Source organism: Pseudomonas putida S13.1.2, assembly GCF_000498395.2.
GTDB classification, from domain to species: Bacteria; Pseudomonadota; Gammaproteobacteria; order Pseudomonadales; family Pseudomonadaceae; genus Aquipseudomonas; species Aquipseudomonas putida_Q.
This window is the reverse complement of sequence record NZ_CP010979.1, coordinates 6,264,720-6,279,467: the sequence shown is the minus strand read 5'-3', so window position 1 is coordinate 6,279,467 and position 14,748 is coordinate 6,264,720. Positions and strand designations below refer to the sequence as shown.

The window sequence follows — 14,748 nt, the reverse complement described above, 5'->3', positions numbered from 1 at the left end:
AAGACCGATGCAGGGATTTTCGCTGTATATACAGGAATAATCAGCAAGTTTTCTGGCGGGCGCAGCGGCCCTGAAAGCTGCCCCGGCACCATACCAACATCGCCGTATCAAGAAACCCACACCAAAGCCGCATAGCCCTACACCGCTCTTCTCCACCTCCTACAAAATTTTCACCTCACCCGCTCAACGTCTAAGCTTCAGACAAGCAAGACGAAAATACCTGGCCGGATTGAAGACTATGGGCGCACTGTGGCAATCGGAACCAAGCAGAACGGAAGCACCCGAGATACCTCCGGCCGAGACGCCACAACCAAAGTCCCCCCGTCAGCGTCGGCTATGGTGGCGGCTGATCATCCTCATCCTGCTGGTGGCGCTGGTGGCCATCGGTTTCGCGGCGTATGACGAATTCCGCACCTCCGAACTGCAATCGCGCGAGTTCAGCAAACTGGCCGGTACGCTGACCTACTCGCTGGAGCCCGGCCCTAGCGATGCAATCATCTACCCCGGTGAGGGGCCGTTCGACAGGCGCCTGGGCTACAGTGCCCTGGGCGAATTCCTGCCACGCCTGCTCAAGCGCGACTACCTCATCACTGAGCAGGTAAAGTTCTCACCCGCGCTGATGAACTACGTCGAACATGGGCTGTTCGCACCCTATATCGAGAAGATTCAGGCTGGCCTGTCGATCACCGACTGCCGCGGCGATACGTTGTACCAGTACAACTACCCGCAGCACCTGTACCCGGACTTTGCCGCGATCCCGCCGGTGATGGTCAACAGCCTGCTGTTCATCGAGAACCGCGACCTGCTCGATACCCAGGACCCGCGCAACAACCCGGCCGTGGACTGGCCACGGTTTGCCAAGGCCGCCTACAGCCAGGTGGCCAAGTACCTGGCCTTGCCCGGTCAGTCCGCGGGCGGTAGCACGTTGGCGACGCAGCTGGAAAAGTACCGCCACTCACCGGACGGCCTGACCGTGTCGGGTGCCGAGAAAATCCGCCAGATGATTTCTGCCAGCGTGCGTGCCTATCAGGGCGGCCCGGATACCACCGAAGCACGCCAGCGCATCGTGCGCGACTACCTCAACAGTGTGCCGCTGTCGGCCGTGCCTGGGCACGGCGAAGTGCACGGCATGGCCGAAGGCTTGCGGGTGTGGTACGGCGCCGACTTCGACCAGGTCAACCAGGCCCTGAATTCCACTGCCAGCGACGCCGAAAGCATGGCTACACGCGGCCTTGCCCTGCGCCAGGTGCTGTCGCTGATGATTGCCCAGCGCCGCCCGTCCCACTACCTGTCCAAGGGCCGGGTCGAGTTGGCCGAACTCACCGATTCGCACATCCGCGTGCTTGCCGCCAACCATGTGATCGAGCAGCCATTGGCCGAAGCCGCGCTGGCCAGCAAGGCGGTCTACCGCGACTGGGTAGCGCAACCAACCATCGTGCCGATCGTTACCAACAAGGGCATCAGCCTGGCGCGCAACCGCCTGGCAGCCATGCTCAACCGCCCGCTGTACGACCTTGACCGCCTCGATGTGTCGGCCACCAGTACCCTGCAGGCCGACCTGCAGCTGCAGGTCAGCCAGTACCTGAAAAACCTTGCCGACCCGGAGTTTGCCGCGCAGATGGGGCTGATCGGCGAACGCCTGCTCACCACCAAGACCACCGACCAGGTCAGCTACAGCTTCACCCTGTTCGAGCGCACCGCCGACGGCTCGCGGGTACGGGTACAGACCGACAGCACCAACCAGCCCTTCGACATCAACGAAGGCAGCAAGCTGGAGCTGGGCTCCACCGCCAAGTTACGGGTGCTGACCACCTACCTGGAGATCGTTGCCGAGCTGCACGACAAATACGCCGGCAAGCCCGCTGCCGAGCTGAAGAAGGTCGATGTCGCCGAACTGGACCGCATCACCCAGTGGTCGCTGGAATGGCTGGCGCAGAACAGCAAGAACCAGAGCCTGGACGCCATGCTCGACGCCGCGCTGGAGCGCAAATACTCCGCCAATACCGGTGAAGCCTTCTTCACAGGCGGCGGCATGCACGTGTTCAACAACTTCCGCAAGGAAGACAACAGCCGCAACCCGACGCTCAAGGATGCGCTGCGCGAATCGATCAACCTGCCGTTCATCCGCCTGATGCGCGACCTGGTGCGCTACGTGACCTACCAGCAGCCGTACAACCGCGTGCCGCTGCTCAAGGACGACGCCGACCCTCGCCGCCAGGAATACCTGGCCCGCTTCGCCGACAAGGAAGGCACCAACTACCTGATGCGCTTCTGGAAGAAATACCAGCGCAAAACCTCGCAACAGCGCCTGGACACCTTCCTGGACAGCATGCGCGTGACCCCGCAGCGTCTGGCGGCGGTGCACCGCTACCTGTTCCCCGAAGCAGGCCAGGAAACCTTCAATGCCTTCGTACGTGCCCACATCAAGGGCGACAAAGCTGCCTTGGGCAAGCTGACTGACGGCCGCCTGTCAGAGATGTATGACGCCTATGGCCCGGGCAAATACGACCTGCCCGACCAGGGCTACATTGCCAAGGTCCACCCGCTGGACCTTTGGCTGCTTGGCTATCTGTTGAAAAACCCAAGCTCGACCTTGACCGAAATGGTCAACGCCAGCCGCTTCGAACGCCAGGAGGTGTACAGCTGGCTGTTCAAGAGCCGCCACCAAGGGGCCCGCGACAGCCGCATCCGCACCATGGTCGAGATCGAAGCCTTCCTCGACATCCACCAGCGCTGGAAACGCGTGGGCTATCCATTCGACCACCTGGTGCCCTCGCTGGCCACCGCCATCGGCAGTTCCGGCGACCGCCCTGCCGCCCTCTCCGAACTTGTCGGCATTATCCAGAACGACGGCATACGCCTGCCTACCTTGCGCATCGACACCCTGCACTTTGCAGCCAACACACCTTATGAGACCAAATTGATCACCGACCCGGACCGGGGCGTGCGGATTCTGCCGGTGGAAGTAGCACGCGCACTCAAAGGCGCCATGTCGCAGGTGGTCGATGCAGGCACTGCGCGGCGTATTTCCGGCAGCTTCAAGCTGCAGGACGGCACGCCACTGGTGATGGGGGGCAAGACCGGCACCGGTGACAACCGCATCGAAAGCTTCGGCGCCGGCGGTCGGCTGATCGGCTCGCGCTCGCTGAACCGTACCGCCACCTTCGTGTTCTTCCTGGGCGACAACCACTTCGGCACCCTCACTGCCTTCGTGCCGGGGCGCTCGGCAGAAGCGTTCAAATTCACCTCGGCGCTGCCGGTGCAGGTGCTCAAGGGCATGGCCCCGATCCTCATGCCATACCTGCAGCCGGGCAATCCGAATGAATGCAAACCGCCGCAGGTTGCGCTGCATACACCACCCGCAGCGGGGAATGCATCGAATCAATAGATGATAATCATCTGCATTAAAGGGCTTGTCTTTAGATATATCTTGAGTAATATCTTACGATATATCGCGAACGACGGAGCCCTGCCCCCATGCGTGAACACACCCCCCATGATCCCTTCGAGCGGCGCCCCGGCCGCGGCGAGCGCGGCCCACGCGTCTTCGCCCCCGGTGACCTCAAGCTGCTGATGCTTGACCTGCTCGCCGAACAGCCCGGCCACGGCTACGACCTGATCCGCCAGATCGAAAACCTGTTCGACGGCAGCTACAGCCCAAGCCCTGGGGTGATCTACCCCACGCTGAATTTTCTTGAAGAGGCCGAGCTGATCAGCGGCCAGGTGCAGGGCAGCAAGCGCCTCTATGCCATCACCGACGCCGGGCGCAGCGCCCTGGCCGAGCAGGCCGTCGCGATGGACGGCGTGCGCATGCGCATCGAAGTCAGCAAACGTGCCCTGCGCGGCCACGACCGCCCGCCAGAGATCCATGAAGCGGTCGGCAACCTGCGCCACGCACTGCACATGCACAGCGGTCGCTGGACACCGGAGGAAATCCAACGGGTCCGCGACTTGCTCAACCATACCGCCAAGGCCATCGCCTCCGGGCCGGCCGAACCTGTCAGGGAGACTTCCCATGAGTGACACCATCCACCGCGTCAACCACGAGATCCGCCAACGCCGTCTGCAGGTACTGCGGGTCACCGAGCTGACCCCACGCATGCGCCGCATCACCCTCGGCGGTGCCGAACTGCAAGGCTTCACCAGCGTCGGCAGCGACGACCATATCAAGCTGCTGTTCGCCGAAACGCCGGAGCAACAGCAGGCCATCGAGGCCCGTAATATGGGCCGGGACGGTGGCGCACGGCCCACCATGCGCGAGTACACGCCGCGGCGCATCGACCTGGTGGCCAATGAACTGGACATCGACTTCGTGCTGCACGGTGATGGCCCGGCCTCCACCTGGGCCGCCCAGGCCACGCCGGGGCAAACCCTGGACATCGCCGGGCCACGGGCATCGATGGTGGTGCCGGATATGTTCGACAGCTACCTGCTGATTGGTGACGAAACCGCCATTCCGGCAATTGGTCGCCGGTTGGACGAACTGCCGGCTGGCCGCCAGGTGCTGGCGGTGATCCAGATCGAAGACGAGCAGGAGCGCCAGCCGCTGCCAAGCAAGGCGCAAGTCGAAGTCATCTGGGTGCGTCGCCAGCAAGAAGATTTGCTGGAACTGGTGAAGAACCTGACCTTGCCGCAAGGCCGGTTGTATGGCTGGGTGGCGCTGGAAAAAGCCCTGACCCGCCAGGCCAAGGCACTGCTGCTGGAGAAAGGTGTGCCTGAGGATGCGCTGAAGGCTGCGGCCTACTGGCGTGCTGACGGGACTGCGGACGACGAGTGATCTTGGTTACATGCACTGGCCCTATCGCCGGCAAGCCAGCTCCCACAGGTACTCCACTGCCCTAAAGGTTTGTGAAGTACCTGTGGGAGCGGGTTTACCCGCGAAGAGGCCAGCACAGGCTAAGCAAATTTCCGCACCCCGCGCCACCGATCCAGCCCAAGCAGCACCAACCCAATCCCCCAGAACCCCGCCAGCACCCCCAGCGCATTGAGCATCACCTGCCCATACCCCAGGCTCGCCACATCGATGAACGGGTAGGCATACACCCCAATGTCGCTCCCCCGCCACAGCGCATAGGCGAAATACACCGCCGGGTACATCGCCCACACCGCCAGGTGCCATAGCCGCAGGCTGCCCTTGGGCACCTCGCACCACCAGTACAAGGCATACAGCAAAGGCATCACGTCGTGTAGCAACTCGTCCGCCAGCCACTGCCAACCCTGCGGTTGCCACAAGTGGCGCAGCAACACGCTGTAGGCCAGCGCCACCAGCACGATGCTGGCGGCCACTGCCGTACTCACCGACGGCGACAGGAAAAAACGCCTGGCTCGGCCTTCACGACCGAACGCCGCATAGCTGAGTACCGTCGCCACCAAGGTATTGGTCAGCACGGTGAAGTAGCCGAACACATTGATCAGGCCGCCAATCAGGCTGGCCTGTTCCTGCCAGCGTGCCAGCAGCACCAGGTAAACCTGCACAGTCAGGCCGAACCAGCCCAGTACGGCGATGCCGGTCAGCCAGGGGCGCGGCGGCATATCAGGCCTGGCGCTGCAGCTTCACGTACAGCTGCTCGACCTTTTCCCGCGCCCACGGCGTCTTGCGCAAAAAGGCCAGGCTCGACTTGATGCTGGGGTTGCTCTTGAAGCAACGCACATCGATGCGCTCGGCCAGGCCCTGCCATTGGTAGTGCGCCACCAGCTCGGTGAGGATCTGTTCAAGGGTTTTGCCGTGCAGCGCGTTGTGTTGGGCCGTGCTCATGCTGTGCTCCGTGGGAAAGATGCGCACCTTACACGAGTGTAGCGATGGGTGGGATCAGTCGAGGCGCCAGAAAAAATGCTGGCCAGGGGCAAAACCTCTGTGCTGAAATAGTTATGTTATGTTGTAACATTAAAAAAGCATCTGCCAAGGAACGCCCCAACCCAATGTTGTACACACCGCTTCGCCTCTCCCCCCTTGCCGTCGCGCTCTGGCTGGCTGCATCGCCCAGCCAGGCCGTGGAACTCGAACCTCAGGTGATTACTGCCAATCCGCTGGGCAACCGCCAGCTGGCCTCCCCCAGCACCGTGCTCGAAGGCGACAACCTGCTGCAACAACAGCACGGCAGCCTCGGTGAAACCCTGAACAAACAGCCGGGTGTCGCCTCTACCTGGTTCGGCCCTGGGGCCAGCCGCCCGGTGATCCGCGGCCTGGACGGCGACCGCATTCGCATCCTGCGCAATGGCGTCGGCGCCCTGGACGCCTCATCGCTGTCCTATGACCACGCCGTGCCGCTGGACCCGGTCACCGTCGACCGCGTCGAGATCGTCCGTGGCCCGGCCGCCCTGCTCTACGGCGGCAACGCCATCGGTGGCGTGGTCAACACCTTCGACAACCGCATTCCGGATGCACCGATCGAAGGCATCCACGGTGCCGGCGAGCTGCGCTACGGTGGCGCCGACACCACGCGCAGCAGCGCCGGCAAGCTGGAGGCGGGCAACGGTGCCTTCGCCCTGCACCTGGATGCCAACAGCCGCCAGTTCAACGACCTGCGCATCCCCGGCTACGCCCGCAGCGCCAAGGTACGTGACGCCGATGAGCCCGGCAGCAAACACCGCCTGGAAAACAGCGACGGCCGTCAGGACGGCGGTGCAGTCGGTGGTGCCTATCACTGGGATCACGGGTACGCCGGCCTCTCGTACAGCGGCTACGACAGCAATTACGGCTCGGTGGCCGAACCCGGTGTGCGCCTGGACATGAAACAGGACCACTACGCCTTCGCCTCCGAGCTGCGCGACCTGGACGGCCCGTTCAGCTCGGTCAAGGTCGATGCTGGCTATACAGATTACGAACACAGCGAGATCGAAGAAGGCGAGGTGCACACCACCTTCAAGAACAAGGGCTACGAAGCACGTATCGAAGCCCGCCACCAGCCGCTCGGCCCGGTAGAGGGGGTGATCGGTGCCCAGGTCAGCCGCAACGAATTCTCTGCCCTGGGCGAGGAAGCCTTTGTCCCACACACCAATACCGACAGCCTGGCGCTGTTCATGCTGGAGCAATGGCAGGCCACAGAGCGGCTGAACCTGAGCCTGGGCGCACGCCTGGAACACACCCGGGTAGACCCGGACGCCAAAGGCAACGAAAACTTCGTCGATGCCGACAGCGCCAGCAGCTTCAACGCCTTCAGCCTGTCCTCCGGTGCGGTGTACCAGCTCGACCCGATCTGGTCGCTGGCCGCCAACCTCGGCTACACCGAGCGTGCCCCGACCTTCTACGAGCTGTATGCCAATGGCGCGCATGTGGCCACCGGCGCCTTTGAAGTGGGTGACGCCAGCCTGAACAAGGAAAAGGCCATTTCCGCCGACCTGGCGCTGCGCTTCGACAATGGCACCCACAAAGGCAGTGTCGGGGTGTTCTACAGCCACTTTCGCAACTACATCGGGCTGATCGGCACCGGCAACCTGCGCGAGGGCGGGCATGACCACGACCATGGCGAGGATGACCACGACCACGATCATGACCACGATGGTTTCCCGGAATACCAGTACCAGGGCGTGCGGGCGCGTTTCTATGGCATCGAGGCCCAGGACCGCTGGCAGCTGGTCGAGAACCGTTACGGCAGCTTCGCGCTGGAACTGTCCGGTGACTACACCCGGGCCAAGAACCTCGACAGTGGCGAACCTTTGCCACGCATCGCCCCGCTGCGCTTGAACAGCGGCCTGGTCTGGGAACTGGACCGCTGGCAGGCGCGGGTAGATGTGCAACATGCGGCATCGCAGCACCGCAAGCCGGCCAACGAAACCAGCACCGATGGCTACACCACGCTGGGGGCTAGCGTTGGTTACCGCTTCGACATTGGCCAGAGCCAGTGGCTGGCATTTGTGCGCGGCGAAAACCTCACCGACCAGACCGTGCGCTATGCCAGCTCGATCCTGCGCGATATCGCACCGGCACCGGGGCGCAGTGTGGAAGTGGGGTTGCGTACCACCTTCTGAAATCGCGGGAGCGCTTTGCGCCCCAATCGCCGGCAAGCCAGCTCCCACAGGTACTGCACTGTCCTCAGTGCTAGCGCAATTCTGTGGGAGCTGGCTTGCCGGCGATGGGCTGCAAAGCAGCCCCTTTCAGACCATTGTTACCCGCTGAACAACAATCCCCTGCGACAATTTGTCTTTTTTTCTTACAACTTCCGCTATATCCTCCCCCCTGAAGCTGAATCGCTTCACTGAAACCATCTTGTCGCCATATCCATTGAAGGGCATGCCCTTCGGTGCGCTTGCCGTTTTTTCAATAATCAAAAGATAGCGCTATCTCATGCTCCAACTGCCCAAAACCTGTTACATCGGCCTTACCCTCAGTGCCTTGGCGATGCCCGTCAGCGCCAGCGAAATGTTCGCCAGCGACTCCCCATGGATGCTCGGCGACTGGGGCGGCACGCGCAGCGAATTGCTGGAAAAAGGCTACGACTTCACCCTCGGCTACACCGGGGAGATGGGCAGCAACCTGCACGGTGGCTACGACCACGACCGTACCGCGCGCTACAGCGACCAGTTCACCTTTGGCAGCCACCTGGACCTGGACAAGATCCTCGGCTGGCAAGACGCCGAATTCCAGCTGACCATCACCGAGCGCCACGGCGACAACATCAGCAACGATCGCATCAACGACCCCCGCGTTGGCGGCTTCACCTCGGCCCAGGAAGTCTGGGGCCGTGGCGAAACCTGGCGGCTGACGCAGATGTGGATCAAGCAGAAGTACTTCGATGGTGCGCTGGACGTGAAATTCGGCCGCTTCGGCGAAGGCGAGGACTTCAACAGCTTCCCTTGCGACTTCCAGAACCTGGCCTTCTGCGGCTCGCAGGTGGGCAACTGGGTGGGTGGCATCTGGTACAACTGGCCGGTCAGCCAGTGGGCCCTGCGCGTGCGCTATAACCTCAGCGACACGCTCTACACCCAGGTCGGCGTGTTCGAGCAGAACCCCTCCAACCTCGAATCTGGTAACGGTTTCAAGCTCAGCGGCAGCGGCACCCAGGGCGCGGTAATACCGGTCGAACTGGTATGGACCCCACGTATCCAAGGCCTGAAAGGGGAATATCGCGCCGGCTACTACTACAGTAATGCCAAGGCACAGGATGTTCTCAAGGACAGCAACGGCCAGCCGGCCGCCCTCAGCGGCGCCGCCTACCGCAGCAGTTCGAGCAAGCACGGCATGTGGCTCGGCGCCCAGCAGCAGGTAACCTCGCTGGCCTCCGACCAGTCGCGTGGCCTGAGCCTGTTCGCCAACGCCACAGTGCATGACAAGAAGACCAATGCCATCGACAACTATGTGCAGGCAGGACTGGTATACAAAGGGCCTTTCGACGCCCGCGCCAAGGACGACATCGGTTTCGCCCTGGCACGCGTGCACGTCAACCCTGCCTACCGCAAGAACGCCCGCCTGGCCAACCAGGCCGCCGGCCTCCACGACTACGACAACCCCGGTTTCCTGCCCGTGCAGGACACCGAGTACAGCGCCGAGCTGTACTACGGCATCCATTTGGCCGACTGGCTCACGGTACGCCCCAACCTGCAGTACATCCGCCACCCGGGCGGGGTGTCGCAGGTCGATGGCGCCCTGGTCGGCGGCCTGAAGATCCAGAGCAGTTTCTAACCCCCTTTTTGACCTGACGGAGAACCTACGATGAGCACTGAAGGTGCCAACCAAGGAAGCCGCTGGCTACCTCGCCTGATCGGCGCGCTGCTGTTGCTGATGGGCCTGGCCCTGCTGGCCGGTGGTATCAAGCTGAGCCAGCTGGGCGGATCGCTGTACTACCTGATCGCCGGTATCGGCTTTGCCCTTTCGGGCATCCTGCTGCTGGCCCAGCGCCGCATTGGCCTGGGCCTGTACGGCCTGGTGCTGCTGGGCAGCACCGTATGGGCCCTGCTTGAAGTGGGCCTGGACTGGTGGCAACTGGTGCCACGCCTGGCCATCTGGTTTGCCATCGGCGTGGTGCTGCTGCTGCCGTGGGCACGTCGCCCGTTGATCGGCCCGGCCAGCAAGGCCAACACTGCACTGCTGGGCGTTGCCGTGGTTGCTTCGGGCGCATGTGCCCTGGGCAGCCAGTTCACCCACCCCGGCGAAGTGTTCGGCGAGCTGGGCCGCGAAAGCAGCGAAATGGCCAGCGCCGCCCCGGCCATGCCCGATGGCGAGTGGCAGGCCTACGGCCGCACCGAGCATGGTGACCGCTATTCGCCACTGCGCCAGATCACCCCGCAGAATGCCTATCGCCTGGAAGAAGCCTGGCGCATTCAAACGGGTGACCTGCCGACCGAAAACGACCCGGTGGAGCTGACCAACCAGAACACCCCGCTGAAGGTCAACGGCATGCTCTACGCCTGTACCGCACACAGCCGCCTGCTGGCCCTGGACCCGGACACCGGCGCGGAAATCTGGCGCTACGACCCGCAGGTCAAGAGCCCGACCGGTACCTTCAAGGGCTTTGCCCACATGACCTGCCGCGGCGTTTCGTACTATGACGAAAACCGCTACGTCAGCCGCGACGGCAGCCCGGTACCGAAAATTACCGACGCTGGACAGGCCGTGGCCCAGGCCTGCCCGCGCCGCCTGTACCTGCCTACCGCAGATGCCCGCCTGATCGCCATCAACGCCGACAACGGCAAGGTCTGCGAAGGTTTTGCCAACCAGGGTGTGATCGACCTCACCACCGGCATCGGCCCGTTCACTGCCGGCGGCTACTACTCCACCTCGCCCGCCGCTATCACCCGTGACCTGGTGATCATTGGTGGCCACGTCACCGACAACGAGTCGACCAACGAGCCGTCAGGCGTGATCCGCGCCTACGACGTGCACGATGGCCACCTGGTGTGGAACTGGGACAGCAACAACCCGGACGACACCAAGCCATTGGCCGCCGGCAAGATGTACAGCCGCAACTCAGCCAACATGTGGTCGATTGCCAGCGTCGACGAAGACCTCGGCATGATCTACCTGCCTTTGGGCAACCAGACCCCTGACCAGTGGGGCGCCGACCGCACCCCCGGTGCCGAGAAGTACAGTGCCGGCGTGGTCGCCCTTGACCTGGCCACCGGCAAGGTCCGCTGGAACTACCAGTTTACCCACCACGACCTGTGGGACATGGACGTGGGCAGCCAGCCGACCCTGGTCCACCTGAAGACTGACGATGGCGTGAAGCCTGCGGTCATCGTGCCAACCAAGCAAGGCAGCCTGTACGTGCTCGACCGCCGCGACGGTACGCCGATCGTGCCGATCCGCGAAATCCCCACCCCGCAAGGCGCAGTGAAGGGCGACCACACCTCGCCGACCCAGGCCCGCTCCGACCTTAACCTGCTCGGCCCTGAGCTGACCGAACAGGCCATGTGGGGCGCTACGCCGTTCGACCAGATGCTGTGCCGCATCCAGTTCCGCGAACTGCGCTACGAAGGCCAGTACACCCCGCCCTCCGAGCAGGGTTCGCTGATCTACCCGGGTAACGTGGGTGTATTCAACTGGGGCAGCGTGTCCGTCGACCCCGTGCGCCAACTGCTGTTCACCTCGCCCAACTACATGGCCTTCGTGTCGAAGATGGTCCCGCGCGAGCAGGTAGCCGAAGGCAGCAAGCGCGAAAGCGAGACCAGCGGCGTGCAGCCCAATACCGGCGCGCCGTACGCGGTCACCATGCACCCGTTCATGTCGCCGCTGGGCGTCCCGTGCCAGGCGCCCGCCTGGGGCTATGTCGCCGCCATCGACCTGTTCACCAACAAGGTGGTGTGGAAACACAAGAACGGCACCACCCGCGACAGCACCCCGGTACCGATCGGCCTGCCGGTTGGCGTGCCGAGCATGGGCGGTTCGATCGTGACCGCCGGTGGCGTCGGCTTCCTCAGCGGCACCCTGGACCAGTACCTGCGCGCCTATGACGTGAACAACGGCAAGGAACTGTGGAGTGCTCGCTTGCCAGCGGGTGGCCAGGCCACGCCGATGACCTACACCGGCAAGGATGGCAAGCAGTATGTGCTGGTGACCGCCGGCGGCCATGGCTCGCTGGGCACCAAGATGGGCGATTACATCATCGCTTACAAATTGGCTGAGTAAGTTACTGACTTAAGTATCGAGCCCTGCTTGCGGGGCTCATTCCCCTGTACCGGCCTCATCGCCGGCAAGCCAGCTCCCACAGATATTCCACAGCCCTTGAAAATAGTGAGTTACCTGTGGGAGCTGGCTTGCCGGCGATGAGGCCGGGGCAGGCAAGCAAAGATGAAACCCCTGGGCTGCTGCCTTCATCTACCATTGAAACCGATTCCCCTGCGCCCCATCTAAGCACCATAGCCATTCACGCAGGTGCCCCATGAGCAACCAGCAGGATTTCCCGGAACACCCCGACGAAGACAGCGAAGTCGAGCACACCACCCCGGCCGAACCCGGCCATGCCCTCGCCCTGCCCGGCCAGAACCTGCCGGACAAAGTCTACGTGATCCCGATCCACAACCGCCCGTTCTTCCCGGCCCAGGTACTGCCGGTCATCGTCAATGAAGAACCTTGGGCCGAAACCCTCGACCTGGTCGCCAAGTCTCCGGACCACTGCCTGGCGCTGTTCTTCATGGACACCCCGCCGGAAGACCACCGCCATTTCGACACCTCGGCCCTGCCCCAGTACGGCACGCTGGTCAAGGTGCACCATGCCAGCCGTGAAAACGGCAAGCTGCAATTCGTCGCCCAGGGCCTGACCCGCGTACGCATCCGCAACTGGCTCAAGCACCACCGCCCGCCCTACCTGGTCGAAGTCGAATACCCGCGCCAGCCCGCCGAGCCGACCGACGAGGTCAAGGCCTACGGCATGGCCCTGATCAACGCGATCAAGGAACTGCTGCCGCTCAACCCGCTGTACAGCGAAGAGCTGAAGAACTACCTCAACCGCTTCAGCCCCAACGACCCGTCACCGCTCACCGACTTCGCCGCCGCGCTGACCTCGGCCACCGGCAACCAGTTGCAGGAAGTGCTCGACTGCGTGCCCATGCTCAAGCGCATGGAAAAGGTCCTGCCGATGCTGCGCAAAGAGGTGGAAGTCGCGCGCCTGCAGAACGAGATCTCGGCCGAAGTGAACCGGCAGATCGGCGAACACCAGCGTGAGTTCTTCCTCAAGGAGCAACTCAAGGTCATTCAGCAGGAGCTGGGCCTGACCAAGGACGACCGCAGCGCCGACCTCGAACAGTTCGAACAGCGCCTGGAAGGCAAGACCCTGCCGCCCCAGGCGCGCAAGCGCCTTGATGAAGAGATGGGCAAGCTGGCCATTCTCGAAACCGGTTCGCCCGAGTACGCCGTCACCCGCAACTACCTCGAATGGGCCACCGCCCTGCCGTGGGGCGTGTACGGCAAGGACAAGCTCGACCTCAAGCATGCCCGCAAAGTCCTCGACCAGCATCATGCCGGCCTCGATGACATCAAGGAACGCATTATCGAATTCCTCGCCGTGGGCGCCTGGAAAGGCGAAATCAGCGGCTCGATCGTGCTGCTGGTGGGCCCGCCCGGGGTGGGCAAGACCAGCATCGGCAAATCCATTGCAGAGTCCCTTGGCCGGCCGTTCTATCGCTTCAGCGTTGGCGGCATGCGTGACGAGGCCGAAATCAAAGGCCACCGCCGCACCTACATCGGCGCGCAGCCCGGCAAGCTGGTACAGGCCCTTAAAGAGGTCGAAGTGATGAACCCGGTCATCATGCTCGACGAGATCGACAAGATGGGCCAGAGCTACCAGGGCGACCCGGCTTCAGCATTGCTGGAAACCCTCGACCCGGAGCAGAACGTCGACTTCCTCGACCACTACCTCGACCTGCGCCTGGACCTGTCCAAGGTGCTGTTCGTGTGCACCGCCAACACCCTCGACTCGATCCCCGGGCCGCTGCTCGACCGCATGGAAGTGATTCGCCTGTCCGGCTACATCACCGAGGAAAAACTGGCCATCGCCAAGCGCCACCTGTGGCCCAAGCAACTCGCAAAAGCTGGCGTCTCCAAGAGCAGCCTGAGCATCAGCGACAGCGCCCTGCGCCTGGTGATCGAGGGCTATGCCCGCGAGGCCGGCGTGCGCCAGCTGGAGAAGCAACTGGGCAAACTGGTGCGCAAGGCCGTGGTCAAGCTACTGGAAGACCCCGAGGCCAAGCTGAAGATCGGCCCCAAGGACCTGGAAGCCGCACTGGGCATACCCGTGTTCCGCAGTGAGCAGGTACTGGCTGGCAAAGGTGTAATCACCGGCCTGGCCTGGACCAGCATGGGCGGCGCCACGCTGCCGATCGAGGCGATCCGCATCCACACGCTCAACCGCGGCTTCAAGTTGACCGGCAAGCTGGGGGACGTGATGAAGGAGTCGGCCGAAATTGCCTACAGCTACGTCAGCTCCAACCTCAAGCAGTTTGGCGGTGACCCTGGCTTCTTCAACGAAGCGTTCATCCACTTGCACGTGCCTGAAGGCGCCACGCCCAAGGATGGCCCGAGTGCCGGCGTCACCATGGCAAGCGCCCTGTTGTCGCTTGCCCGCGACCAGGCACCCAAGAAAGGCGTGGCCATGACGGGCGAACTGACGCTCACCGGCCAGGTGCTGCCGATTGGCGGGGTGCGCGAGAAAGTGATTGCGGCGCGCCGGCAGAAAATCTTCGAACTGATCCTGCCGGAGCCTAACCGTGGCGACTTCGAAGAACTGCCGGACTACCTGCGCGAAGGCCTGACAGTGCATTTTGCCAAGCGCTTTGCCGACGTGGCCAAAGTCCTGTTCTAGCCTGCAACGGCCACTT

General features: G+C 63.2%; 9 protein-coding genes. 7 read left to right on the top strand and 2 right to left on the bottom strand.

Annotated elements, in window-relative coordinates:
- Nucleotides 1-238 precede the first annotated feature (238 nt).
- From N805_RS27765 to N805_RS27755, 3 genes are all read left to right on the top strand, one after another.
- Entirely contained in the window at nt 239-3,388 is a 3,150-nt protein-coding gene (locus N805_RS27765; RefSeq protein ID WP_019471234.1) for a transglycosylase domain-containing protein, read from the top strand.
- An 89-nt stretch (nt 3,389-3,477) separates the two neighbouring features.
- On the top strand, nt 3,478-4,023 hold the full coding sequence (locus N805_RS27760; protein WP_019471235.1) for a PadR family transcriptional regulator: 546 nt from the start codon (nt 3,478-3,480) through the stop codon (nt 4,021-4,023).
- Entirely contained in the window at nt 4,016-4,777 is a 762-nt protein-coding gene (locus N805_RS27755; RefSeq protein ID WP_019471236.1) for a siderophore-interacting protein, read from the top strand. Before N805_RS27760 ends, N805_RS27755 begins: the two co-directional genes overlap by 8 nt.
- Nucleotides 4,778-4,896: 119 nt before the next feature.
- On the opposite strand, the gene N805_RS27750 is transcribed toward N805_RS27755, so the two are convergent.
- Both N805_RS27750 and N805_RS27745 read right to left on the bottom strand, forming a co-directional pair.
- Nucleotides 4,897-5,532: a Pr6Pr family membrane protein gene (locus N805_RS27750; RefSeq protein WP_019471237.1), complete on the bottom strand. Its 636-nt coding sequence runs from the start codon at nt 5,530-5,532 to the stop codon at nt 4,897-4,899.
- 1 nt (nt 5,533) lies between these two features.
- Entirely contained in the window at nt 5,534-5,755 is a 222-nt protein-coding gene (locus N805_RS27745) for a VF530 family DNA-binding protein (protein ID WP_016488810.1), read from the bottom strand.
- 164 nt (nt 5,756-5,919) lie between these two features.
- Here N805_RS27745 and N805_RS27740 point away from each other — a divergent pair, with 164 nt between their 5' ends.
- The 4 genes from N805_RS27740 to lon all read left to right on the top strand — a co-directional run bounded on the left by N805_RS27740 (nt 5,920) and on the right by lon (nt 14,732).
- The gene (locus N805_RS27740; RefSeq protein WP_019471238.1) at nt 5,920-7,968 is read left to right on the top strand and encodes a TonB-dependent receptor; all 2,049 of its coding nucleotides are present in this window, start codon (nt 5,920-5,922) and stop codon (nt 7,966-7,968) included.
- Between the two features lie 316 nt (nt 7,969-8,284).
- A complete protein-coding gene (locus N805_RS27735; RefSeq protein ID WP_019471239.1) occupies nt 8,285-9,619 on the top strand; it encodes a carbohydrate porin in 1,335 nt (444 codons plus the stop codon).
- A 30-nt stretch (nt 9,620-9,649) separates the two neighbouring features.
- A complete protein-coding gene (locus N805_RS27730) occupies nt 9,650-12,061 on the top strand; it encodes a glucose/quinate/shikimate family membrane-bound PQQ-dependent dehydrogenase (protein WP_019471240.1) in 2,412 nt (803 codons plus the stop codon).
- Nucleotides 12,062-12,314: 253 nt separating this feature from the next.
- Nucleotides 12,315-14,732: an endopeptidase La gene (lon, locus tag N805_RS27725; RefSeq protein ID WP_019471446.1), complete on the top strand. Its 2,418-nt coding sequence runs from the start codon at nt 12,315-12,317 to the stop codon at nt 14,730-14,732.
- Nucleotides 14,733-14,748: the final 16 nt, after the last annotated feature.